The organism is Chitinophaga eiseniae (assembly GCF_900167135.1).
Lineage (GTDB): Bacteria > Bacteroidota > Bacteroidia > Chitinophagales > Chitinophagaceae > Chitinophaga > Chitinophaga eiseniae.
On record NZ_FUWZ01000006.1, the window covers coordinates 89192 to 112824 of the forward strand.

A 23633-nucleotide genomic window follows, 5' to 3' on the forward strand; every position below is an offset into this window, starting at 1 on the left:
CGTAACTCATTATAATATTCCTATGTCTTTTGAGGAAAAAACCAAAGAGACGGTATCCTCGCTGAAATGTCAGAACTGTGGCGCCATCCTGCATTATGCGCCCGGCACCAACAGCCTGAAATGCGAGTACTGCGGGACCGTTAACACCATTGAAGAAGAAGCTACGCCGCAAGGCATTCATGCTTTCGACTACGATGCTTTCATCACCGATCTGCAACGCCATACCGAACACACCGAACAGGCCGTTGTGGTAAAATGTACCAGTTGCGGCGCTTCTACCACCATGTTGCCCAACGTGACGGCAGATGCCTGCCCTTTCTGCGCTTCACCGCTGGTGGTACAGCAGGGAGCCGCTACGGCCGTCCTCCAGCCGCACTATGTGCTGCCCTTTGCCGTGGATGATAAAGAAGCCGGTAAATTCTTCCAACAGTGGATGAGTAAACTGTGGTTTGCACCGTCTGACCTGGTAAAGAAAGTGAAGGATAGGTCCTATCATCAGCTGAAAGGTATCTATATCCCTCACTGGAGCTACGATACAGACACCGTAACTTCCTACAGCGGACAGCGTGGAGAATACTATTATACCACTGAAACCTATACGGAGGAGGTGAACGGCAGAACAGAAACACGCACCCGCCAGGTGCGCCATACCGCCTGGTACAACACTTCCGGGGTGGTAGACAATACTTTCCGGGACGTACTGGTATCTGCCAGCCCTTCTTTACCCCGCAAAATGGCTGAAATACTGGAACCCTGGCACCTGGACCAGCTGAAAGCCTATGATGGGCGCTACCTGAGCGGCTTCCGGGCAGAATTGTACCAGACAGACGCAGAACAGGGGCTGCTCATCGCCAAAAAACGAATGGACCCCATCATCCGGGATGAAATATGTAACGATATCGGCGGTGATGAACAGTCGATAGACAGCTACAAGGTGGCTTACAACGAACTCGGGCTAAAATATATCCTTTTACCCGTGTGGCTGAGCGCTTATCGCTATAATAACAAGCTGTATCATTTTGTGGTGAACGCCAATACCGGGGAAGTCACGGGCGACAGGCCCTACAGCTGGACCAAGATCGTCGGGCTGATCGTACTGATCATCGCCATTGTATGGGTCTTGTATGTGTGCTTCGCTCAACCTGAATAAATGCCGAAAACTGCCGGAAAAACTGCCGGCAGTTTTCTTTTACATACTGGGGAAAACCCTCTACATCAAAGCCTTCGCCGCTATTCCCTTCTCAAGGAGCTCTTCCTTTTTTCCTGCGCACTGCAGGGTTATTAAAAGCATGTGTTTGCATAAGGATTTTTGTCAGTTCATTTGTGGCAGATTGGTTTTTAACCCCCCGATAAATTGCTATAGCTTATGAAAAGAACAACCTTTTTTGCAGTGGTAATGACGGGCATGTGGTGGCTCATGTCCTGTGGTAACGGTAATATACGAAGTAATGCCCGGCAGGCTACTCCGGCCGATTCGGCGGAAGCTATCAATAACGCAGATAAAACAGTTGACTCATTGTCTGCTTCCTTTGCGGTAAATGCGGCCGATGACGGCATGATGGAGGTGGCATTGGGAAAATTAGCGATGGAGAAGGCGACAGACCCACGGGTGAAAGCCTTTGCCACCATGTCTGTCAACGACCGTACCCGGGGAAATGAACGGCTTAAACTGATTGCGGAAAAATGGAAGATCGCCTTGCCGGCCACGCTGTCAGCCGCCGCACAGGATCACCTGGAAAAGCTCGGTAAGAAAAGCGGGAAACGTTTTGAAAAAGAATACATTGCCGAAATGGTAGACCACCATGACCAGGACCTGAAGCGATTTGACGATGCTGCCAATAACCTGGGCAACGTAAGCCTGCGGGAATGGGCCAGGAAAGCACTACCGGTAATAATGGTACATCTGGACTCCGCCAGGGCGATCAGGAACTCGCAGTAGTTTATTCATCCTACAGAAACCCTCCTGTTCCGGGTGACTTTTCATATATGCATTTGCGTATGGAAGGACACCCGGTTTGTTTTTTTACATTCTGGGGAAAAGCCTCTACGACAAAGCATCCACGACGGTTTATCCATTGAGGTGATCTCTTCCGTGTAAACCGGCTACCCTGTTATCTTACCCTTACCATGCGTTCGCATGGTATTTTTTTTGTCAGATGATTAGCCGAAATCAAACATTAAACCCAATAAATCTCATCAGCTATGAAGAAAACAATCTTATTGGCCACGGCCGTACTGGGCGTATGGATACTGTCCTCGTGCAACAATGCAAACAACCCGCAAAGCGAAAAACCGGTAGATTCTGCGCAGGATGTGAACGAGGCAGTAAAGCCTGTCGATAACAATTCCTCTGAATTCGCTGTAAAGGCTGCCAACGGTGGCATGATGGAAGTGGAAATGGGCAAACTGGCACAGGAGAAAGCACAGAACCCCAGAGTGAAAGCGTTTGCCACCATGATGGTCAATGATCATTCAAAAGCAAACGATGAACTAAAAGAATTAGCCGGCAAAAAGAACATTGCCCTGCCGGCAGAGCTATCTACAGAAACCAAGGAGCATATGGACAAACTGGCTAAGAAAACCGGAAAGGACTTCGACAAAGATTATATGGACATGATGGTAGACGACCATGACAAAGACGTAAACGAATTTGATAAGGCTGCCAACAACCTGGAAGACGCGGATTTAAAATCATGGGCCGGCAAAACCTTGCCTACGCTAAGGACTCACCAGGATTCCGCGAAGGCGATCAAATCCGCCCTTAAATAAATCAATGATAATAAATGACAAATCCGGGTGTCGGCGAGGGCGCCCGGATTCGTCATTTGTTATTTCAGAGAAGATCGTTGTATTCCGGGTGTCTTTTCATATAGGCGTGTACGTAAGGGCACAACGGCTTTACCTTTAAATGGTTTTCCCTCGCGTAGTCGAGGACGTATTTGGCCATTTGGGAGGCGATGCCTTTGCCTTCCAGTTCAGGCGGCACTTCTGTGTGAATGTACGCGATCCCGCCGGGGAACAGCTTGTAGACGATAAAGGCGGTGTGGCCGTCGACCGTTGTTTCAAACTGGTGTTTTTCGGTGTTTTGCAGAATGGTGAGGTCCATAATTATTGAGTGTCTTTATATCCGTTAGTGATGTGGGTACCGTCGCAATACGGCATGTTGGAGGAGCTGCCGTAGCGGCACATGGCAGTTACCATGTGAAAAGGCGTTTCCTCTCCGGCGGCATTTTTGATCAGTACGTTGCCGTAGATCAGGCGCGGCCCGTTGGGAACTGTTTCCGAGAGGCTGCTGGCAGTGATCTCTGTGGCTTTATCTGCTTCATCGTTCAGATAAAAAGTCAGTGCGCCGGAAGGACATTTTTTTACCTGCTGCATAATCCGGTCAGTCGTGCTGCCGTCAGCGTTGATCCATGGTTTGGCCTTTGGGTCGAATACTTCGGGTAGGCCATGAAAGCATATTTCGGAGTGTTTACATACCTCCGGCTTCCATACGATGGTGACTTCGCCGTTGCTGTATTTTTTGGTAATGTCTTTCATATCAATCTTCTTTAGTATTGATAATAACGGGGTTGGTAAGCAGTTTATGAACGGGGCACGCATGGGCTATCTCCATAAGCCTTTTCCGCTGTGCTTCATCCAGGTTACCGCTGATGCGCACGAGGCATTCTATTACGGTGGTAGCCGGGTCCGGTTTGGCGGCACTGTCGAACCGCAGGTCGATATCTATTTTCTCTACAGGCCATTTTTTTCGCGCGGCGTACATCGTCAGCGTGATGGCGGTACAGGAACCGAGGCTGCTCAGCAGTAGTTCCCCGGGATTGGGCCCGGTATCGCCGCCGTTGATATCAGTTGGTTCGTCTGCCAGCCAGCGGTGGTCCCTCGCGGAAATGGAAACCTGGTACGGTATTCCTTCGATGCTTACTTTTACTTCTTCGTCCATGATGTGGTAATTACCTGAAATTTTCTTTCACCCAGCCTGCGGCCAGGTCAATATCCTGTTGAATTAAATTATGTCCGGTGTTGATGTGATGGCTGCTGACGTTAAAACCGACAGCTCTTTCAGGAAGTGTGCCATTTCATGTGCTTAAAATCCATCTTAATCCAGTTTTATCAGTTTCTGTTCTATCTCCGCCCGCTGCGATTCAAACTGGGAGGGCAACATCAGATGCGTACCCAGCTGGTCCACCGGCTCATCCACGGCAAAACCGGGAGTGTCTGTGGCCAGTTCAAACAATACGCCGCCGGGCTCCCGGAAATAGACGGAGCGAAAATATTTGCGGTCCAGCTGCTGTGTGGCGTGCAGGCCCAGCGCTTCGATTTTCTCCCGGTAGTATGCCTGCTGTGCATCATCTTTCATGCGGAAAGCAATGTGATGGATGCTGCCGCCAGCTACATGCCCGCGTTGTTCTCCTTTGGCTTCCACCAGGTCGATGTAATTGGCGGTATCGCCGGCAGGCGCTTTAAAGCGGTAACGGTTCGCAAGGTTTTTTTCCAGCTGGTAACCAAAAACGGATACCAGCAGATCAGCCGTAGGTTGAATATCTTCCAGGGTCAGCGTTACGTGATGGAATCCCCGTAAAGCATTAGCTGCGCTCACTTCGGCGGTCTCCCAGGGTACCCGGTCGTCCGTCTTTTCAGGGACGGTCAGCTCTACTTTCATACCGTCGGGATCAAGGAAGGTCAGGTAGATCTCCCCGAACTTGGCAGACGGTTTATTGTAAATCATGTTCGCGGCGTCCAGTCGTTTGAGCCAGAAATCAAGGCTGCCTTCGGGAACGGAATAACCCACTTCCGTAGCCATGTGCGTGCCTCTGCGGCCGGCCATAATATCCTGCCATGGAAAGAACGTAAGGATCGTTCCGGGCGTGCCGGTCTGGTCGCCATAATAAAAATGATAGGTATGCGGATCGTCAAAGTTTACAGTCTTTTTTACAAACCGTAACCCCATCGTCTTCGTGTAAAAATCAAAATTCTTCTTTGCATTACCGGAAATAGCGGTAATATGATGCAGTCCTGTTATTGCGTTGTCCATACCTTTCACTTTTTTATGCTGATATTTGGTTATCCAGATATTCCGGAGAACAGGTGCATCAGGCGCCCGTTAAACGATCTGCCTGAATAACCAAATACCCTTCGGTTATTGTTGTTTCAGCAGTTGTACTTCACATTGAATTTTCACTTCATCACTCACCATCACACCGCCGGCTTCGGTGACAGCATTCCAGTTCAGTCCAAAATCCTTGCGGTTGATTTTACCATGGATAGTAAAGCCCGCTTTGGTATTACCCCAGGGGTCAGCTACCACGCCGCCGAATTCCACATCCAGTTTGATGTTTTTCGTCACGTCGCGGATAGTCAGATCGCCGTACAGCGTATAGGAACCATCGTTGTCCACGCTTTCTGTTTTAGTGGCTTTGAAGGTGATGTTGCGGAATTTGTTCACATCGAAGAAATCCGGGGAGCGCAGGTGCTCATCGCGCTGGCTGTTGGCGGTAGTGATAGAGTCTACGTCTACGGTGGCCGTGGCGATGGCGTTGAGGAAATTGTCCCCGTCTGTTTCTGCTTCCACCTGGAAGCTGTTGAACCGCCCGGTAACATTGGTGATCATCAGGTGCCTGATCTTAAAAGTAAGTTCGCTGTGTGCTGCGTCGGAGACCCATTTTTGTTTTGCCATAGATGAAGATGTTTTATTTTTTATGAATAGGATGATGTTTGTTGATGCAAATGTCCGTTAAAGCACAGGGGACGGAAATGGATTAAATAAATATAACGATGTACTTTTTTTTATTCTATCTGAAGATAACGATTGCCCCGGGATTTACTCATTATCAGATTATATACGATTTTTTTGAATAATATAAACATTAAGCATGAAAAATTGTTTAAGTGTGTTGGTACTCAGGAAAATCCGGACGAAAAGATATCTTATGAAACATCTCCTGTTATTAACACTCATCCTGCCGCCGATGTTTGCCCTGGCGCAGGAGAAAGGACAACAGCTGACTTTAAAAGATTGTTATGAACTCGCCCGCCAGCGTAATGCGCTGGTAAAACAGGCGGAACGCTCGCTGCAGGCGAGAGAATATTCCCTGCAGGCCGAGAATCGTGCCTGGTTCCCCAAAGTAGATTTGCTGGCCGGTTACAACTACCTTGGAAAACCGCTTGAAATCAATCTGCAGCAGGTAAAAGACGGGGTGGTGAACGGATCGGCGGCGCAGAGTGTTAACACCGCCAACACCGTCTTTCAGCAGATCACCGGGCAACCGTTGCCACAAAATGTGCAAGACGCTATCTCCAATGCCACAAAAGGACTGATCAACGCGTTTTACCCCAACTATAACCCGCAGCTGGCCAAACAATCCTATTTCGTGGCAGGTGTAGGCGTGCGCCAGCCCATCTATCTTGGTGGAAAAATATCCGCTGCGCAGGACCTGGCCCGCTCACAGGTAACCGCCGGGGAGTTCAACAGGCAGGTGGTGGAGAAAGGCTTGTATTTTCTGATCAGCGCCCAGTACCTGCGCATCATGTACCTTAATACCATCCTGGCCCATGAAGCGGTTGTGGTGGAGGCTTTCCGGAAAAACAGGGATTACGCCGTGTCGCTGAAAGACAACCAGATACTACCGCCTTATCTGCTCAACTGGGCGAAGGTGTCCTACACCCAGGCAACGAACCGCTACAGCAACCTGGAACTGGAAAAAGAAAACGCGCTGCTTGAAATGAACCAGCTGCTGGGCAGACCCATAGATACCGCCATCGTTATCAGCGATACGCTGCGGTATGAACAGGCGAATGTCACCGCAGAAGAGGAGAGTGCCTTCTGGCGCAACAATCCGTCGTACCGCCTGCTGGAAAGCAAGACAGACCTGGCCAGGGTAGCGGTAAAGGCTACACGCTCCCTGTCGCTGCCCAACCTGTTCGCCATCGGCAATGTATCACTCTATCAGAAGGACCTGCCGGTGACGGTACCGCCATGGCTGATAGGCGTGGAGCTGCAATGGACGTTGTTCGACGGCTTTCAGCGTAATAAGCGTACCAAAGCCAGCAAACTGCTGGTAGAAGAAGCTGCCATGGCTGCTGAAAATACCAAAACGTCCCTTGAGCTGCAGTTGCGTGTGGCCGCCAATAAAGTGAAGGCACTACAGCATGATGTGGCTTCGCTGGACAGCGCCCGGCAGCAGGCGCGCCTCACTACCTCACTGGTGACTGACCGCATGGAGAACCAGCTCTCCTCCGTGAAAGACGTAAATGATGCGCTGCTGCTGGAAGAAGAGATGCATAAAATATACTACACCGCTGTACTGGGCTACTACCTCGCGCTGGCCGAGTACTGGAACGTGGTAGGCACACCGGAATATTTCGCCACATACGTTAACAATTAAAACCGGTCATATACATGAAAGCCGTACTAAAAAATTACTGGGCATTGCTGATACCCTTAGTGGTACTGATCATTGCGCTGATTTTTTTCCTAAGGAAACCGGCCGCCGCGGACAATACGGTGATCGGCATGGTGGACGCCGATTATGTGGACGTGGCCGCTGAATTCCCCGGCCGGCTGGACAGCCTGCTGGTGCAACAGGGGGACACGGTGAAAAAGGGGCAGCTGCTGGGCGTGTTGCGGTCCACTGAGATCAATGCCATCCGTAATCAGGCGCTGGCAGCCATAGAGGCGGCGCAGAGCCAGCTGCAGCTGCTGGAGAAAGGTGCCCGTCCGGAAGCCATCAAAGCGGCCGATAATCTCTATAACATCACACAGGAGCAATATAAGCTCATGCAGAAAACCTATCAGCGGATGGAAAACCTCTTCAGCGATGAGGTGATATCCGGACAGGAAAAAGACCTGGTGTATTTTAAACTACAGGCTGCCAAAAAAGAAATGGAAACCGCCAAACTGAATATGGACATGCTGAAACAAGGTACCCGCCCCGAAATGCTGCAGGCGGCATCCGCTATCCTCAAACAGGCGCAGGAAGGTTATAATCTTACTAAAGCGTTATCGGATAACACCTACCTCCACGCGCCGTCCGACGGCATTATCTCTTCTATGGTCATAGAAGAAGGAGAGATCGTGTCTATCGGTTACCCGCTGATGACCCTGCAGAAGCCCAATACGTACCATGTACGGTTTAATATCCGGCAGGATGATATGAACAGGCTGCCGGTCGGCGCCAAAGTCCGGCTTGATGTTCCTGGCTGCACCCCCGGGAAATTTGAGGCGGTGGTCTATAAAGCGGCGCCGTCGCTGACGTTCGCGAACTGGATACCGGTAAAGGAAAAAGGCAAATTCGAGCTGCGCACCTTTACCGTGGACCTTAAACCCGTTAACCCGTCCGACGTGCAGGGATTGCGCCCCGGCATGACGGCCTCGCTGCAAATGCCATGAGACCCGCCATCTTCAAGGTTATGATCAGGGAATGGAAACGTATCCTTACGTTCCCGGTGTATTACATCGCCATGCTGGTGCTGCCGCCGGTGTTGTGTTTGCTGTATGCGGGCATCTATAATAAACATTTCGCGAAAGACCTGCCGGTGGCCATCTGGGACGAAGCTAATTCGCCGCTGTCGCGGCAGTTCACTTTTATGCTGGAACAAACGGAGAGCATTCACATCACACAGCAGGTGCACAGCGAAGGGGAACTACAGGCTATGCTGCACAGCGGCACCGTGATGGGCGCTATCCACTTCCCCCGCCGGATGGATGAACATATTAAAAGCCGTCGCCCGGTGTATGTCACCATCTATACCAATGTATCCTACCTGGTACCGGCCAAGTTATTGTACAAAGATGCGGCCCAGGTGCTGCTTACCGCCGCGGCAGGGGTGCAGCTGCAAAAGCTGGTGAAAACGGGCATGCCCGCAGGGAAGGCTATGGCGCTGGTAATGCCGGTACAGCTACAGTCGTTTACTTTATATAATCCACGGTACGATTATCAGCAGTACCTCGTGCCGGGCGTGATAGCAGTGGCCATGCAGATGATGATGATCATGGTGGTGGCGCTGGCGCTGAACTATGAACAGAAAACAGGGTCGCTGGAAGCACTATACGAAGCGAGCAACGGATCGGCTTCCAACGCCGTCATGGGGAAGTCGCTCGCCTATCTTGGTGTCGCCTGGCTGGACTATATGATCATTACATTGATTATCTACCCGTTGTTTGCCTCCGGGGCACAGCTGTTCAGCTGGGGACTGTTTACGATTTTTACTTTGCTGATGCTGGCCTGTATCAGTGTAGGCATGATGGTGTCGGCCATTTTCAAAGACCTGTTGCTGGCCTGTGACGTAGGCATCTTCTACACTTCGCCGGCCTTTGTGTTCAGCGGTTTTACCTTTCCGCGCTGGGGCATGCCCTGGTACGATCAGTATTATGCGATGATCATGCCGCTGACGCCTTTTGTGGACGCGTTCTTCAAAGTGTATTTTATGGACCTGCCGCTGCGTTATGTCAGGCTGGAAATGGCGCACATGCTGCTGTTTACCGTGGTAGGGCTGCCGGTGGCCATCCTGCTTTTCCAGCGTACCCTTCAACCTTCAACTGTGCAACATGCGTGACGGGCGTAACAATAATATGGGACAGCTGTTCCTCCGGGAAATAAAGCTGATAGCCGGCAATCACAGCCTGTTGCTCACGCTGTTGCTCGCGCCGTTGTTCTATGTGTTTTTTTACGGCACCATCTACAGTTACAAGGTAGAGGAGAAAGTGGTACTGGCCGTTGCCGATGATGACCGCAGTGAAATGTCCCGCATGTTTGTGGAGCAGATGAACAATATGCAGGTAGTGTCCGTGCTGCGGGCTTCGTCGCTGGAGGCGGCACAGGAGCGGATGTACAGGGGAGAAGCGCAGGGGTACTTTTACATCCCCAAAGGCATGCAAAGCAAGGTGCTCTCCCTGCAACAGGCTGATGTGGTGCTGGCGGTGAATGGCGCGCGTTTTCTGCCGTCCAGTGAGCTGACCGGCGCCATCACCCAGCTGGGGCTGACGATCGGAGCGGGGGTGCGGTTGCAGTACCAGGAAAAAATGGGCCTGAATTCCGCTATGGCCTTGCAGGAAGCGATGCCGGTCAATATAGACTACCGCCCGCTCTATAACCCGCAGGCCAGCTATGGCGGTTTTCTGCTGCCGGTATTGCTGGTGCTGATCCTCCAGCAGACACTGCTGCTGGGCCTTTCCGGCAGCGTTGCCCTGGAAAGGGAGAACGGGGAAATCGGCCGGCTGGTAAAGGTGGGCGGGGGACTGTCGGGCATGCTGTATGGCAAAGCGGCTTTTTACCTGTTGCTGTACCTGGCCTATGCTGCGTTTTTTATGACGGTCAACTACCAGGTGCTGCAGCTGCCTTTCCGGGGCAGTTACCGGGACCTCGCTGTGTTGTTGTTCCTGTTTGTTGCGACCCTCATTCCTATGGCCGTATGGATAGGGACGTTGTTTAAAAGTCAGCTGCTGGCCGCCCAGCTGATGGCCTTCTCGACATATCCTTTTTTCCTTATATGCGGTTATGCCTGGCCATTCGAGTCGATGCCGCCGTTGTTACAGGGACTGTCGTCCCTGCTGCCGCTGACACCTTTCGTGAAGGTGTATACGTCCATCGTTCAGACCGGGGGCACCCTGCAGGACCACGCCGGATCGGTGATACACCTGCTGCTGTTATGGATGTTTTACCTTTTGATGGCATTATGGGGATTAAAACGATTGAATAAAAAGCAACAACCTATATCTTTGTAAGGTGTACGCAATCGTCGATATAGAAACTACCGGGGGGCACGCCAGCGCCAACGGCATCACCGAAATCGCCATCTACCTGTTTGATGGCCGGGAAATCACGCAGCATTACCAGACGCTGGTCAATCCTGGGGTGCCCATTCCCTATTACATAGCGTCGCTGACGGGTATCACCAACAGCATGGTGGCAGAAGCTCCGCCGTTCGAAGCAGTGGCGCCGCTGATCTATGAACTGTTGCACGATAAAATTTTCGTGGCGCATAATGTCAACTTTGATTATTCGTTCGTAAAACATCACCTGGCGGCTGCCGGGCTGGAGCTTCAGTGTAAGAAGTTGTGCACGGTCAGGCTGGGCAGGAAAATTTTCCCCGGGCTGCCGTCTTATAGCCTGGGCAACCTCTGCCGTCATCTGGAAATCCCGATCAACGGCCGTCACCGTGCAGGCGGCGACGCGGAGGCGACTACAAAGCTTTTCTCCCTGCTGTTACAGCATGACAAAGAGAATGCCATTGCCGGAGCGCTGAAAGCGGGTTCGAAAGAACAGTTCCTGCCGCCGAACCTGCAACCGGAAGTAGTGAAACAACTGCCGGAGGTGCCCGGTGTCTATTATTTCCATGATATCAAAGGAAAAGTAGTGTACGTGGGGAAAGCTAAAGACCTGAAAAAGCGTGTTAACAGCCACTTTACGGGGCATAGTGCCAGCCGTCAGCGGCAGAATTTCCTGCATACCGTTTATAATATCACCTTCCAGGAAACCGCCACGGACCTGATGGCCTGTATCCTCGAGTCGGTGGAGATCAAACGGCTGTGGCCTGCTTTTAATGCAGCACAGAAGCGGGTGGAGTTCCGTTATGGTTTTTACCTTTTTGAAGACCAGGAGGGATACCTGCGTCTCGCCATCGAGAAGAAGCGTAAGTTCAGCCACCCGGTACATGCCTTTAACCTGCTGATAGACGGGCACCGGCTGCTACGGGCCCTGATCCGGCAGTTTGAGTTGTGCCCCAAACTGTGTTTTCTGCAGAAGGGAGGGGGCACCTGTGCCGGAAAAACAGCCGCTACCTGTCATGGCGCCTGTGAAAAGGCGGAATTGCCGGCTGTTTATAATGAACGTGTAAAAGCGGCGATAGCCTTCCTGCAGGAACAGCAGCCTTCCGTGGTGATACTGGACAAGGGCCGTAACACCGGGGAACAGAGTTGCATCCTCATGGAGAAAGGCCGTTTTTATGGTATGGGCTATGTGCCAGTGCACCTCCAAACAACCGATGCCGAACTACTAAGGCCGCACCTTACCCAGTACCCCGAGAATGAAATCATCGTCGGTTTATTGCGGCCGTATGCCGGCAACGGGCAACAGTTGGCATCCTCCCCAAAATGAATGGCGGAAAAAAATTGAAATCATGCCATTCATGGTTTACTTTTGCACGCAAATCAGTGATAACTCATTTTTAAGTTCATAATTCATGTTAGAGTCAAATTTCAAATTTCCGGGCCAGACCGCCTTCTACAAAGGGAAAGTACGTGATGTATATACCATCGGGGACAAACTCATGGTCATGACAGTAAGCGACCGTATCTCTGCGTTCGATGTAGTTTTGCCCCGTCCTATTCCTTACAAAGGGCAGGTACTGAACCAGGTGGCCGCCATTATGCTGGAAGCTACCAAAGACATCGTACCTAACTGGGTGAAGTCCACGCCGCTGCCGAATGTAACAATAGGTTTGAAATGCGAAACGTTCCCCGTGGAAATGGTGGTACGCGGCAATCTTACCGGGCATGCCTGGAGGACCTATAAAACCGGTCAGCGTGTACTCTGCGGCGTTACCATGCCGGAAGGGCTGAAAGAAAATGATTTCTTTCCCCAGCCGATCATCACACCTACGACCAAAGCACATGAAGGCCACGACGAAGACATTTCCCGTGAGGAAATTATCGCTAGGGGGCTGGTGAGCAAAGAAGACTACGAGCAACTGGAAAAGTACACCCTGGCCCTTTTTGCGAGAGGTAAAGAGATGGCGGCAGAACGTGGCCTGATCCTCGTAGATACCAAATACGAATTCGGAAAAATCGGCGATACCATCTATGTGATCGACGAAATCCACACGCCGGACTCTTCCCGTTACTTCTATGCAGAAGGGTACGAAGAGAACCAGAAAACCGGGCAACAACAGAAACAACTGAGCAAGGAGTTTGTGCGTGAATGGCTGATGAAAAACGGATTCCAGGGTAAAGATGGCCAGCAGGTGCCTGAAATGACCGACGAGTTCATCAACAGCGTGAGCGAACGTTATATCGAACTGTTTGAAAACATTACCGGCCGCAAGTTCGTGAAAGAAGATGTAACACCGGAAGTAGCAGAAGCGAAAATTATCGAAGCGCTGAAACAGCTGTAATCAGTACAATTGAAGTATACAAGAGCGGAGGCCGGAGCATTAGCTTTGACCTCCGCTCTTTTTCGTAAGCTACTTTGGCTTATTTTTGTGGCAAAACTTTCCGATTGAAACATCTTGCTGCGCTTAATAAATATTTTCTGGCCAACAAATGGCGCCTGATCCTTGGGCTGTTGTTTACGGCCATATCGATAGTCTTCAGCGTTTTTCAGCCCATCATGGTCCGGCAGATCTTCGACCTGCTGTCGCATAATCTGGACGAGTACCGTTTGCTCAGTGATACCGGCCTTAAGAGTGCTTTCCGGTCTGACTTCTCCCATATCCTCGCTTTTTACGGGGTGAGCATATTGATCTTTGCGCTGCTGAGCGGCTTTTTCCTCTTCCTCCAGCGGCAAACGCTCATTGTGATGAGCCGGCATATTGAATATGACCTCAAGAATGAAATTTACCAGCATTATCAGAAGCTGGACCTTAACTTCTTTAAGATGCACCGCACAGGGGACCTGATGAGCCGCATCACGGAGGATGTATCCCGTGTGCGCATGTACGTTGGCCCGGCGATTATGTACGCTTCCCGCACCCTGTTCCTGATTGTCATCATCGTTTACCTGATGCTGGACGTAAATCCGCTGCTGACGCTGTACACCTTGTCTCCGCTGCCTTTCCTGGCATTGACGATCTACTATGTAAACAAAATCATTCATCGTAAAAGTGAAAGGATACAGGCAGAGTTATCCAACATTACTTCCATCGCGCAGGAATCATACTCCGGTATCCGGGTGATCAAATCCTACGTTCAGGAGGAAGCCAGCGGACGTCATTTTGAAAGTGCCAGCGAAGCGTATAAGCTCAGTTCCATCAGCCTTGCCAAAACCGACGCGTTGTTTCAGCCTGTCATGGCGCTGATGATCGGGCTGAGCGTGATACTGACCATTTTCATCGGAGGCTACCAGGTGATTGAGGGAAATATCACCGTTGGCAACCTTGCTGAGTTTGTGATCTATGTGAACATGCTGATGTTTCCTTTCTTGTCCATCGGGCTGGTGGCTACGATGGTACAGCGTGCCGCTGCCTCACAGCAACGGATAAACGAATTTTTGAAAATTGAACCGGAGATCAAAGACGAACCCACTGCCCATACGGTGCAGCTGGAGGGAGCGGTGCGGCTGGAGAATGTTACCTTCACCTACCCGCATACCGGTATAACCGCGTTGAAAAATATCAACCTGCATATAGCCGCAGGCCAGAAAGTGGCGGTGATCGGCCGCACCGGTTCCGGGAAGAGTACGCTGGCGCAACTACTGATACGCATGTACGATCCGCAGCAGGGCCGGGTGATGCTGGATACGCACGATGTCCGTTATATGCATCTGGAACAGCTGCGCAACCAGATCAGTTATGTGCCCCAGGATGTGTTCCTTTTCTCAGACTCTATTGCCAATAACATCCGTTTCGGTGATCCTGCGGCCAATTTGCAGGCAGTGCAGCAGGCTGCCCGGCAGGCTTCGGTGGAGAAGGATATTCTCGGCTTCAATGAAGGGTTTGATACAGCGATAGGAGAGCGGGGCGTTACGCTCAGCGGCGGGCAGAAACAACGTATATCCATTGCCCGGGCGCTGATCAAGAACCCGGACATCATGATTTTTGATGACTGTCTCTCTGCCGTGGACGCCCGTACGGAGAAAGAGATCATCGGCAACCTGTACGCCTACCTGAAAAACAAAACGGCCGTTATCATTACCCACAGGATCTTCTCCCTGTTTGAGTTTGACAAGATCATCGTATTGGATGAAGGCAGCATCGTGGAAGAGGGGACACATGAAGAATTATTATCATTGAATGGATACTATGCTGAACTGTACACAAGACAGCAATCCGGTGACGAAGAAAGTGTAACTGAATAACAATCACGCTCTTGTATAGTCTCTGCCACGGCCTGTTACAGCCCGGTTTTATGATTTTTCAAAATCATTTAAAAATATTTTGATATTTGTAAAACAATAGTATATTTGTTCCTTATTGTAACAGGATTTGATTCGTTAACACTTAAATCTATCAACTGTGGCGTACGAAAACACCAATCAACAGGAAAGAAACAATGATAGCATCTTTTCTAAACGATTGAAAGCGGGCAAAAGAAGGACATACTTCTTTGATGTAAAGACCACTCGGGGAAACGATTACTTTCTGACCATCACAGAAAGTAAAAAACGTTTTAATGACAACGGTTATGACAGGCACAAAGTATTTCTGTACAAGGAAGACTTCAACAAGTTCCTGAACGCACTGACCGAAACTATCAACTACGTTAAAACTGAGTTGATGCCCGATTTTGATTTTGATGCCTACAATCACGATTATGTGCAGGAAGACCAGGACGAAACAGAAGGCGACAGCGAGGTAACCCGTACCGCTGAAGTAGTTGCCACTGCAGCTCCGATTGCGGCTTCCGCCCAGGCTTCACATAGCGCTGACGAGGTAGACAAATGGTAACTGTGATTTCCATGATTCCCATTGATTACATGATGAAGGAGTCACCGTCGTATTAAGTTATAAAAGAGAATCGCCCACTGAATATTTCAGTGGGCGATTCTCTTTTTCAGATGGTTATACTATGTCTATTTGCGGTAAGCTTTGAAGGCATTGATCAGACCATTCGTACTGGCGTCATGGTTAGCAATGTAATCTTCATTCTGCAGCTCCGGAAGTATCTTGCCAGCCAGTTGTTTACCCAGTTCCACACCCCACTGATCGAAGCTGTAGATATTCCAGATAACACCCTGTACAAAGATCTTGTGCTCATAGAATGCGATCAGCATACCCAGGGAGCGTGGTGTGATCTGCTTCAGCAGGAAGGAGTTGGACGGGCGGTTGCCGGTAAATACTTTATAAGGCAACACCCGTTTGATTTCTTCTTCGGAGGTGTTGGCCTTCTGCAGTTCTGCTAACACTTCCGCCTCGGTTTTGCCGTTCATGAGCGCCTCCGTTTGTGCGAAGAAGTTAGACAGCAGTTTCACGTGATGATCGCCAATAGGGTTGTGGCTGATAGCCGGTGCGATAAAATCGCAGGGAATGAGCCGGGTTCCCTGATGGATCAGCTGGTAGAAAGCGTGCTGGCCGTTGGTGCCGGGTTCGCCCCATACGATCGGGCCGGTTTCATACTGCACAGGGGCACCGTTGCGGTCCACATGTTTACCGTTGCTTTCCATATTGCCCTGTTGGAAATAGGCCGCAAAGCGGTGCATATATTGATCGTACGGCAGGATGGCTTCTGTGTTTGCGCCGAGGAAGTTACCGTTCCAGAGTCCCACCAGCGCCATGACAGCAGGTATATTGCGGTCCAGTGGTGTCTGGGTGAAGTGGTTGTCTGCCGCATGTGCGCCGTTGAGCAGTGCTGTGAAATTTTCATAACCGATGGTCAGCGCAATAGACAGGCCGATAGCGGACCACAGGGAGTAGCGGCCGCCTACCCAATCCCAGAACTCAAACATGTTGTTGGGATCGATACCGAAAGCCGTCACCGCTTTTTCATTCGTAGACAACGCCACAAAATGTTTGGCAACGAATTTTTCGTCTTGTGCGTGTTCGAGGAACCAGTTGCGCGCCGTGTGTGCGTTGGTCATGGTTTCCTGCGTGGTGAATGTTTTGGACGCAATGAGGAAGAGCGTTTCATCGGGCGTCACCTGTTTCAGCGTTTCCACGATGTGCGTACCGTCCACATTGGACACAAAGTGAGGTTGTATGCCTGGTTTCCAGTAAGGTTTCAGCGCTTCGGTCACCATTACCGGGCCGAGGTCGGAACCGCCGATACCGATGTTGACGATATAACGTATAGGCTTGCCCGTATAACCTTTCCATTCGCCGGAGTGTACCTGCCGGCAGATGTGGTCCATTTTATTGAGTACGCCCAGTACGTCCGGCATTACGTCGCGGCCGTCGAGCATTACCGGTTTGCCGGAGAAATTGCGCAGCGCGGTATGCAGCACGGCGCGGTTTTCCGTGAAGTTGATCTTCTCTGCGCCGAACATCGCTTTGATGGCGGCGTTTACGCCGGATTCGTCGGCCAGTGACAGCAGCAGGGCACGCGTATCTTCTGTGATCAGGTTCTTGGAATAGTCGAACAGGGTGTCTTCCAGTTGAAGCGAAAACGTTTTGAAACGCTCCTGGTCTTCCATAAACAAGGCACGCATCTGTACCTTTTTCATTTCGTCGGCATGTTTTTGCAATGCCTGCCACGCTTTGGTGGCTACTGGACTGGTAGATGGAAACATATAATAGCTTTAGTTAATTGCGCCTCAAAAATAATCTTTTACTTTTTAAGATCTAGGCTTCCTGTATAAATGCCAGGAAATTGCAATGGCGATAATACCCATAGCTATTATACAACTGTGAATGATGGGTTGTTGTTCAGGAATACCTGCTTCCCGTCTTTTAATAAGAATGCCGTAAAATGCCCATACCGCCACCAGCGCGTGCAGGATATTGTTGCGCCGCAATATCATCCCTATGCTGATCAGCGTGCCCAGCGCGATCATGCTGATGGTCCACCATACCTGGAAGGTGACGCTGCCGGTCCATCCTGCGTACACCAGCAGTGTCGTGATATTGGCAAGCGTGGCGATACTGATCCAGCCGAGATAAATACTGAAGGGCACATGGATGAACAGTCTTTCCGCCATGCCGGGATTACTGCGGCCGATGCCGAAGTTTATGTGAATGATAAAAAGCGCTGCCAGCAAAATGAGTATGAGCCCTACGGTGACTGGTATCAGTTCATAATGCCAGGCGAAGAGCCATGTGGCGTTCACTACACAGCTGACCAGGAACCATTCCTTCATAGCGCTCATCACGCGTGCCAGCGTGCCGGGACGTTTACCAGAGAAGGCCAGCCACAGCTGATAAATCACAAAGCTGCACAACGAAAGATAAATCAGGCTCCAGATAGAGAAAGTGAAACCCGCCGGTGCAAAGAGATTGGGGTATTCATCGGATATTTCCCCGGTATTTTTACCGTTGATGGGCAGCAACCATGACAGCGCATTGGTAGCTATCATAAGCACAAAAGCGAGGGTGTTGAATACCGATTTGTTTTTGTAATGAAGGGTTTCATGGGCTACCATCATTGTAATAGGAACTTTTTTTAATATTATTTAAAATATTACCGATGTGGTTTCCCCGCTCCTACTACAAAAATTATGCTAAAGGTATGTTAAAGGATAGCAGTGACGTTCCGTAGAATTGTGAATACATTAGCAGAATTGCACATTTTTACATACATTTGCCCGCTATGACAGCAGAGCAACTTAAAGCTATGAGGGACCGTCTTTATGTCCTGGGAGGTTTTCTTTAACGTCCCTGACCGAATAGCTAAAATCGAAAACGACAAACAACTGAGCCTGGCCCCCGGATTCTGGGATGACAATGCCAGAGCGACTTCTATCCTGAAGGAAATTAAGGTAAACAAATATTGGGTAGATCTGTACGACAATGTGCATACCGCCATTGAAGACAGCAGCGTGCTCAATGATTTCTTTAAAGAAGGAGAGGCAACGGAAGAGGAGGTGGAGCAGGCCTACGGCACTGCGTTGACCGCTTTGGAAGACCTTGAATTCAAATCCACCCTGAACCAGCCGGAAGACGAAATGCCGGCAGTATTGACCATCAATTCGGGCGCCGGCGGTACGGAGAGCCAGGACTGGGCTGAAATGCTGCTGCGAATGTACCGCATGTATGGAGAAAAACAGGGATGGAAAGTATCGGAAATTGACACGCAATATGGCGACGGCGCTGGCATCAAATCCGCCACCCTGGAGTTCGACGGCGATTTTGCCTATGGACACCTGAAAGCGGAAAGCGGTGTACACCGGCTGGTACGTATTTCGCCTTTCGACTCAAACGCCCGCAGGCACACCTCTTTCGCTTCCGTGTATGTATACCCGTTAGTGAACGATACGATCGAAATCGCTGTTAACCCTGCCGACCTGGAATGGGAATTCTACCGGTCGGGCGGTAAAGGCGGACAGAACGTGAACAAGGTGGAGACTGCCGTGCGCCTGAAACACATCCCTTCCGGCATCATTATCGAATGCCAGCAGGCACGTACGCAAGGGGAGAACCGCGAAAAAGCGCTCACCATGCTGAAATCACGCCTGTACGAAGAGGAACTCAGGAAACGCGAAGAACTGAAAAACGCTGCCAACGCCAACAAACGTAAGATCGAATGGGGCTCCCAGATACGGTCTTATGTGTTCCATCCTTACAAAATGATCAAAGACCACCGCACCGATTTTGAAGTGGGTAACGTGGGACCTGTAATGGACGGTGAGCTGAACGGTTTTATCAAGGCTTACCTGATGATGCAGAAGGAAGAGGACAATAATTGATAATGATAGGTAAATAATTAATAGGTTTCTGCTGCAAATTTGACCGTAAATTTGCAGCGGAAACTTTTTTGTTAATAGATACACCAACAAAATCTGAGGAAATGAATACAGGATATTTTCAATACGCTGCACCTGCTAATGAGCCCGTGTTGAGTTATGCACCCGGTTCCCCGGAAAGAGCTGCGCTGAAAAAACAATTGGCAGCATTTAAAGCTGAAGTGGCAGATATTCCGATGTATATCGGTGGTAAAGAAGTTCGTACCGGTAACACGGTAGACCTGCGCCCGCCGCATGAAATCAAGCACAAGTTGGGTCATTTCCATCAGGGAGACGCTTCCCATGTGAAAGCTGCCATCGCTGCTGCACTGGAAGCACGTGAGAAATGGGCGAACATGGACTGGGAAACACGCGCCGGCATCTTCCTGCGCGCTGCCGACCTGATCGCCACCAAATACCGCTTCCACATGAACGCGGCCACCATGCTCGGCCAGAGTAAAAACGCTTACCAGGCTGAGATCGACAGTGCCTGCGAACTGATCGACTTCCTCCGTTACAACGTTCACTTCCTGAGCGAAATATATCGTCAGCAGCCTGTGAGCGCCCCGCTGACCCACAATCGCGTGGAGTACCGCCCACTCGAAGGTTTTGTACTGGCAGTAACACCTTTCAACTTCAGCGCCATCGCCGGTAACCTGCCGACCTCTGCTGCCATGTGCGGTAACGTAGTGGTGTGGAAACCCGCTAACACCCAGGTGTTTGCCGCCAGCATGTTCATGAAAATCATGATCGAAGCAGGCCTGCCTGAAGGCGTGATCAACCTCGTTTACGCAGGTGGCCCGCTGATCGGCGATATCTGCTTTGCCGATCCTCACTTTGCCGGTATCCACTTCACCGGCTCCACCGGCGTCTTCCAGACCATGTGGAAAACCATCGGCGAAAACATCCACAAATACAAAACCTATCCCCGTATCGTAGGTGAAACAGGTGGTAAAGACTTCGTTGTGATACACAAATCAGCCGATGTGGACACCTCCGCGACCGCACTCGCCCGTGGCGCCTTCGAATACCAGGGCCAGAAATGTTCTGCCGCCTCCCGCGCATACATACCAAACAATCTTGCCGACCAGATAAAATCCAAACTGGTTGCTGATCTGAAGTCCATGAAAATGGGCACAACAGAGGATTTCAGCAACTTCATCAATGCGGTGATCGATGAACGCTCTTTCGATAAGATCGCGCAGTATATCGATAACGCGAAAAAAGATCCCAAGGCGAAAATCATCGCCGGCGGTAACTACAACAAATCAGAAGGTTACTTCATTGAGCCTACTGTCATCGAAACTACTGATCCCAACTATGTGACCATGTGCGAAGAAATCTTCGGCCCCGTGTTAACGATCTATGTTTATGATGGCGAGAAATTTGAAGACATCCTGCATACGGTAGACAGTACCTCCGAATACGCCCTCACCGGCGCTATCATCGCGCAGGACCGCTACGCCGTGGAACTGGCTACCCGGAAACTGGTAAACAGCGCAGGCAACTTCTACATCAATGACAAACCTACCGGCGCAGTAGTAGGCCAGCAGCCGTTCGGCGGCGCCCGTGCTTCCGGTACCAACGACAAAGCCGGCTCCATGCTGAACCTGTACCGTTGGCTCAGCGCCAGAAGCATCAAAGAGACTTTCGTTCCGGCTACCGACTACCGGTACCCGTTCCTGAAAGAAGCATAAGAACTTCAAATGTTCATGATAAACAAAAGGCGATGAATGTTTATTCATCGCCTTTTACTTATTTTGTAAATGAAACAAATGACCAGACATGGAGACAGGAAAAGAAGCCGTCAGCACGATCGCACAACAATACTTCGGGGAACCACATAAACAGTGGCGGGTGGCCGACCTGGAACAACGCCTCATCGCCGGCGGCTATGCCCCGCAGGAAGCGGCGCAACAGGCATGTCTGGCTTATGATGCCTATTTCCGCCGGCAGCTGAAGAAAAAAGGCACCAAAGTGCTGATATTCCTGGCATTAGCGGCGATTTTCCTGGTGAGAATACTCATGATGGCAGATAAAATGGGCAACGTGAAAGAGCTTTCCGTTTTCCTCGCACTCACCGCCTATACCCTGGTACAGGGACTTATCTGGAGCATACACCTGTTCCAGCTGAAGGAAGAAATCTCCTCGTTCAGAGATCTCCGTAAGCGCTGATCCCTACATTTTTTTTAGCGCCGCCAGCGCTTCTGTAACGTGCTTTTCGCCATCGCGGAGACTATTAAACGTATGTACCACTACACCGTTTTTGTCTACGATATAAGTAACACGCCCGGGAATCACGAATGTTTTAGGCACGCCGAACAGCTTGCGGGCTTCGTTTTTAGGATCACTGAGTAAAGTGAAGGGAAGGTTATGGTGGGTGGCAAAGCTCCTGTGGGAAGCTACATTATCGGAACTGATACCGATCACCATGGCGCCGTAGCGCTGAAAGTCCTGGTAAGAATCCCGGAAAGAACAGGCTTCTTTCGTACATACGCTGGTTTCGTCTTTCGGATAAAAATAGATGACGAGGGGCTGTTTTCCCAATACAGTGCTGATGTCAAATGTTTTCCCGTTTTGGTCCTGCAGACTGAATACCGGGACTTTGTCCCCAACTTTGAGTTGCCCTTCGGCAGACGGACCCCAGAATTGTAAAAAAGCGGCCATGGCAATGATTAGCTTGAGTGTTTTCATACCAAATAGTTTGGTACAACTAAAGTACAACAGATAGCGGGAAATCAGTGCAACTAATTTCCCGCTGTTGTTTTAGAAGTGGAAGTTGAGCCCGAACATGACGTTGTTCAACCCAAAACCCTTAAACAGACCTACATTGGAGGAGTTGGCCTTTACCTCGCTTACTTTTTCTGTCTGTACGCCTGCCCTGAAAACAGGGCCCATGTTGGCAATCAACGAAAAAGACGGCGTTAAATGGAAAAGGAGTCCTGGTGTGATACTAAGGTCAAAGCTGGTGGTCGTCCGCTCTCTGTAATAACGTGCGCCGCCTGCCTCAGAATAGCTATCTGTCTTACCAAAACCTGCATAGACAAAACCATCGGTATACACGGACAAGCGGTTATCCCATATAGGTTGCTCATACCGCACAAAAGGGCCCACATTCCATACGCTGCTTTTCATAGGAACAGCATTATCACTATCGTAGTTATTATAACTACCCTGAATGCCGACGGCCCATCTTTCCCGGAAGTAATAGCCATAAGCAGGACCGATATTAAGCGAGCGGGTAGTTGTTTTGGTCAGACCGGTTCCATAGTCGTAGATGTTACTTGCATCGGAATATCCGGCGGCGACACTGATAAAATTCTTCTTTTGCTGGGCAAACAGCTGACCGCTGTTCAGAAAGGCGGCAGCTGCCAGCAGAGGGATGATAACTTTTTTCATAAAACGGGATGATTGAATATGAATTTGTTGCTATATAAACGAAATCTTTCAGGCGGAAAAATGAAAGAGGCAGATATTTATCTTGCGACTTTCTGATATTCATCTTTTTAAGTGTGGCATTAATCCGTATTTTTGGCGACTAAAAGCGTATAGTTTTGAAGACCATACTAAACGGCAAACAGCTGGCTATTACGATAGACAGGCTTTGCCATCAGCTGATCGAGAATCATTTACAGTTTGAAAATACAGTGCTGATAGGTTTGCAGCCGCGTGGCATTTACCTGGGAGACAGGATTTATGAAACGTTGAAAAAACTGTTGCCTGGTACTGCTATTCACTACGGCAAACTGGACATTACCTTTTACAGGGACGATTACAATAAGGGCAAAACACTCCATGTGCCCAGTGAAACCAACATTAATTTCTCCATAGAAAATAAAAAGGTGGTGCTGATCGACGATGTATTGTATACAGGACGAACGATCCGTTCGGCACTGGATGCCATGCTCGACTTCGGCAGGCCGGCCTCGGTGGAACTGCTGGCGTTGATAGATCGCCGGTTCAGCCGTCAGCTGCCCATTCAGCCCGATTATACCGGGCGTACCATCGATGCTCTTATTTCCCAGAAAGTAAGGGTATTATGGGAGCAAAGGGATGGCAAAGATGAAGTCATTCTGGTTGATTAACATAAACCGGATTTTTCAAATC

24 protein-coding genes are annotated in these 23633 nt (G+C 50.1%); 15 read left to right on the forward strand and 9 right to left on the reverse strand.

Translation table 11 applies throughout. The annotated features are described in order from the left end of the window. Positions 1–22: 22 nt before the first annotated feature. The 3 genes from B5D63_RS29310 (at position 23) to B5D63_RS29320 (ending at position 2769) form a co-directional block, all read left to right on the forward strand. Complete coding sequence (locus tag B5D63_RS29310; protein ID WP_078672441.1) at positions 23–1150, forward strand: TFIIB-type zinc ribbon-containing protein; 1128 nt, start codon at positions 23–25, stop codon at positions 1148–1150. A gap of 216 nt (positions 1151–1366) precedes the next feature. Next, entirely contained in the window at positions 1367–1939 is a 573-nt protein-coding gene (locus B5D63_RS29315; RefSeq protein WP_078672442.1) for a DUF4142 domain-containing protein, read from the forward strand. A gap of 263 nt (positions 1940–2202) precedes the next feature. Further along, positions 2203–2769: a DUF4142 domain-containing protein gene (locus B5D63_RS29320; RefSeq protein WP_078672443.1), complete on the forward strand. Its 567-nt coding sequence runs from the start codon at positions 2203–2205 to the stop codon at positions 2767–2769. Between the two features lie 64 nt (positions 2770–2833). Here B5D63_RS29320 and B5D63_RS29325 read toward each other — a convergent pair whose 3' ends face one another. The 5 genes from B5D63_RS29325 to B5D63_RS29345 all read right to left on the reverse strand — a co-directional run bounded on the left by B5D63_RS29325 (position 2834) and on the right by B5D63_RS29345 (position 5677). Further along, positions 2834–3106, reverse strand: coding sequence for a GNAT family N-acetyltransferase (locus tag B5D63_RS29325; protein ID WP_078672444.1), 273 nt, complete (start codon positions 3104–3106; stop codon positions 2834–2836). A gap of 2 nt (positions 3107–3108) precedes the next feature. Next, positions 3109–3540, reverse strand: coding sequence for a (4Fe-4S)-binding protein (locus B5D63_RS29330; protein WP_078672445.1), 432 nt, complete (start codon positions 3538–3540; stop codon positions 3109–3111). A gap of 1 nt (position 3541) precedes the next feature. Next, entirely contained in the window at positions 3542–3943 is a 402-nt protein-coding gene (locus tag B5D63_RS29335) for an OsmC family protein (protein WP_078672446.1), read from the reverse strand. A 156-nt stretch (positions 3944–4099) separates the two neighbouring features. Next, positions 4100–5035, reverse strand: a complete 936-nt coding sequence (locus B5D63_RS29340) for a ring-cleaving dioxygenase (RefSeq protein ID WP_078672447.1) — start codon at positions 5033–5035, stop codon at positions 4100–4102. A gap of 105 nt (positions 5036–5140) precedes the next feature. Beyond that, positions 5141–5677 carry a YceI family protein gene (locus tag B5D63_RS29345; RefSeq protein WP_078672448.1) on the reverse strand — a complete coding sequence of 179 codons (537 nt, stop codon included), beginning with the start codon at positions 5675–5677 and terminating at the stop codon, positions 5141–5143. Between the two features lie 253 nt (positions 5678–5930). On the opposite strand from B5D63_RS29345, the gene B5D63_RS29350 reads away from it, so the two are divergent. From B5D63_RS29350 to B5D63_RS29385, 8 genes are all read left to right on the forward strand, one after another. Then, positions 5931–7385: a TolC family protein gene (locus B5D63_RS29350; protein ID WP_200817123.1), complete on the forward strand. Its 1455-nt coding sequence runs from the start codon at positions 5931–5933 to the stop codon at positions 7383–7385. 14 nt (positions 7386–7399) lie between these two features. Next, positions 7400–8389, forward strand: coding sequence for an HlyD family secretion protein (locus B5D63_RS29355; protein WP_078672449.1), 990 nt, complete (start codon positions 7400–7402; stop codon positions 8387–8389). Continuing rightward, positions 8386–9555, forward strand: coding sequence for an ABC transporter permease (locus tag B5D63_RS29360; RefSeq protein WP_078672450.1), 1170 nt, complete (start codon positions 8386–8388; stop codon positions 9553–9555). Before B5D63_RS29355 ends, B5D63_RS29360 begins: the two co-directional genes overlap by 4 nt. Further along, positions 9548–10723, forward strand: coding sequence for an ABC transporter permease (locus tag B5D63_RS29365; protein WP_078672451.1), 1176 nt, complete (start codon positions 9548–9550; stop codon positions 10721–10723). The genes B5D63_RS29360 and B5D63_RS29365 overlap by 8 nt, the downstream gene beginning before the upstream one ends. Position 10724: 1 nt before the next feature. Next, positions 10725–12095, forward strand: coding sequence for an exonuclease domain-containing protein (locus B5D63_RS29370; RefSeq protein ID WP_078672452.1), 1371 nt, complete (start codon positions 10725–10727; stop codon positions 12093–12095). Between the two features lie 85 nt (positions 12096–12180). After that, entirely contained in the window at positions 12181–13110 is a 930-nt protein-coding gene (locus B5D63_RS29375) for a phosphoribosylaminoimidazolesuccinocarboxamide synthase (RefSeq protein WP_078672453.1), read from the forward strand. A 104-nt stretch (positions 13111–13214) separates the two neighbouring features. After that, positions 13215–15011, forward strand: coding sequence for an ABC transporter ATP-binding protein (locus B5D63_RS29380; protein WP_078672454.1), 1797 nt, complete (start codon positions 13215–13217; stop codon positions 15009–15011). Between the two features lie 157 nt (positions 15012–15168). Next, the gene (locus B5D63_RS29385; RefSeq protein WP_078672455.1) at positions 15169–15600 is read left to right on the forward strand and encodes a DUF3276 family protein; all 432 of its coding nucleotides are present in this window, start codon (positions 15169–15171) and stop codon (positions 15598–15600) included. 125 nt (positions 15601–15725) lie between these two features. On the opposite strand, the gene pgi is transcribed toward B5D63_RS29385, so the two are convergent. Further along, entirely contained in the window at positions 15726–17378 is a 1653-nt protein-coding gene (gene pgi / locus B5D63_RS29390) for a glucose-6-phosphate isomerase (RefSeq protein WP_078672456.1), read from the reverse strand. A 45-nt stretch (positions 17379–17423) separates the two neighbouring features. Then, positions 17424–18230, reverse strand: a complete 807-nt coding sequence (locus tag B5D63_RS29395; protein ID WP_078672457.1) for a hypothetical protein — start codon at positions 18228–18230, stop codon at positions 17424–17426. Positions 18231–18394: 164 nt separating this feature from the next. Between B5D63_RS29395 and prfB the strand changes: the two genes are divergently transcribed. The 3 genes from prfB to B5D63_RS29410 all read left to right on the forward strand — a co-directional run bounded on the left by prfB (position 18395) and on the right by B5D63_RS29410 (position 21701). Then, positions 18395–19490, forward strand: a protein-coding gene (gene prfB / locus B5D63_RS29400; protein ID WP_143313183.1) for a peptide chain release factor 2 whose coding sequence is annotated in 2 segments (ribosomal slippage) — positions 18395–18454 and positions 18456–19490 — 1095 coding nt in all. Because the reading frame shifts where the segments join, the coding sequence is not laid out codon by codon here. Positions 19491–19591: 101 nt separating this feature from the next. Continuing rightward, entirely contained in the window at positions 19592–21223 is a 1632-nt protein-coding gene (pruA, locus tag B5D63_RS29405; RefSeq protein ID WP_078672458.1) for an L-glutamate gamma-semialdehyde dehydrogenase, read from the forward strand. An 88-nt stretch (positions 21224–21311) separates the two neighbouring features. Then, complete coding sequence (locus B5D63_RS29410) at positions 21312–21701, forward strand: hypothetical protein (RefSeq protein ID WP_078672459.1); 390 nt, start codon at positions 21312–21314, stop codon at positions 21699–21701. Positions 21702–21704: 3 nt separating this feature from the next. Here B5D63_RS29410 and B5D63_RS29415 read toward each other — a convergent pair whose 3' ends face one another. Together B5D63_RS29415 and B5D63_RS29420 are read right to left on the reverse strand one after the other, a co-directional pair. Continuing rightward, the gene (locus tag B5D63_RS29415) at positions 21705–22220 is read right to left on the reverse strand and encodes a peroxiredoxin (RefSeq protein WP_235021652.1); all 516 of its coding nucleotides are present in this window, start codon (positions 22218–22220) and stop codon (positions 21705–21707) included. A 72-nt stretch (positions 22221–22292) separates the two neighbouring features. Then, positions 22293–22925: a hypothetical protein gene (locus B5D63_RS29420; protein WP_078672461.1), complete on the reverse strand. Its 633-nt coding sequence runs from the start codon at positions 22923–22925 to the stop codon at positions 22293–22295. Positions 22926–23080: 155 nt separating this feature from the next. On the opposite strand from B5D63_RS29420, the gene pyrR reads away from it, so the two are divergent. Next, positions 23081–23611 (forward strand): bifunctional pyr operon transcriptional regulator/uracil phosphoribosyltransferase PyrR, encoded by a 531-nt coding sequence (gene pyrR / locus B5D63_RS29425; RefSeq protein ID WP_078672462.1) that lies wholly within the window; start codon positions 23081–23083, stop codon positions 23609–23611. Positions 23612–23633 lie beyond the last annotated feature (22 nt).

Excerpts from the sequence above, each read along its gene's own strand:
- B5D63_RS29325 (WP_078672444.1), bottom strand. The coding sequence starts at position 3,106 with ATGGACCTCACCATTCTGCAAAACACCGAAAAACACCAGTTTGAAACA.
- B5D63_RS29320 (WP_078672443.1), top strand. The coding sequence starts at position 2,203 with ATGAAGAAAACAATCTTATTGGCCACGGCCGTACTGGGCGTATGGATA.
- B5D63_RS29375 (WP_078672453.1), top strand. The coding sequence starts at position 12,181 with ATGTTAGAGTCAAATTTCAAATTTCCGGGCCAGACCGCCTTCTACAAA.
- pruA (WP_078672458.1), top strand. The coding sequence starts at position 19,592 with ATGAATACAGGATATTTTCAATACGCTGCACCTGCTAATGAGCCCGTG.
- B5D63_RS29310 (WP_078672441.1), top strand. The coding sequence starts at position 23 with ATGTCTTTTGAGGAAAAAACCAAAGAGACGGTATCCTCGCTGAAATGT.
- B5D63_RS29350 (WP_200817123.1), top strand. The coding sequence starts at position 5,931 with ATGAAACATCTCCTGTTATTAACACTCATCCTGCCGCCGATGTTTGCC.
- B5D63_RS29315 (WP_078672442.1), top strand. The coding sequence starts at position 1,367 with ATGAAAAGAACAACCTTTTTTGCAGTGGTAATGACGGGCATGTGGTGG.
- B5D63_RS29340 (WP_078672447.1), bottom strand. The coding sequence starts at position 5,035 with ATGGACAACGCAATAACAGGACTGCATCATATTACCGCTATTTCCGGT.
- B5D63_RS29395 (WP_078672457.1), bottom strand. The coding sequence starts at position 18,230 with ATGATGGTAGCCCATGAAACCCTTCATTACAAAAACAAATCGGTATTC.
- B5D63_RS29365 (WP_078672451.1), top strand. The coding sequence starts at position 9,548 with ATGCGTGACGGGCGTAACAATAATATGGGACAGCTGTTCCTCCGGGAA.
- B5D63_RS29345 (WP_078672448.1), bottom strand. The coding sequence starts at position 5,677 with ATGGCAAAACAAAAATGGGTCTCCGACGCAGCACACAGCGAACTTACT.
- B5D63_RS29420 (WP_078672461.1), bottom strand. The coding sequence starts at position 22,925 with ATGAAAAAAGTTATCATCCCTCTGCTGGCAGCTGCCGCCTTTCTGAAC.
- B5D63_RS29335 (WP_078672446.1), bottom strand. The coding sequence starts at position 3,943 with ATGGACGAAGAAGTAAAAGTAAGCATCGAAGGAATACCGTACCAGGTT.
- B5D63_RS29330 (WP_078672445.1), bottom strand. The coding sequence starts at position 3,540 with ATGAAAGACATTACCAAAAAATACAGCAACGGCGAAGTCACCATCGTA.
- B5D63_RS29415 (WP_235021652.1), bottom strand. The coding sequence starts at position 22,220 with ATGAAAACACTCAAGCTAATCATTGCCATGGCCGCTTTTTTACAATTC.
- B5D63_RS29410 (WP_078672459.1), top strand. The coding sequence starts at position 21,312 with ATGGAGACAGGAAAAGAAGCCGTCAGCACGATCGCACAACAATACTTC.
- B5D63_RS29360 (WP_078672450.1), top strand. The coding sequence starts at position 8,386 with ATGAGACCCGCCATCTTCAAGGTTATGATCAGGGAATGGAAACGTATC.
- pgi (WP_078672456.1), bottom strand. The coding sequence starts at position 17,378 with ATGTTTCCATCTACCAGTCCAGTAGCCACCAAAGCGTGGCAGGCATTG.
- B5D63_RS29355 (WP_078672449.1), top strand. The coding sequence starts at position 7,400 with ATGAAAGCCGTACTAAAAAATTACTGGGCATTGCTGATACCCTTAGTG.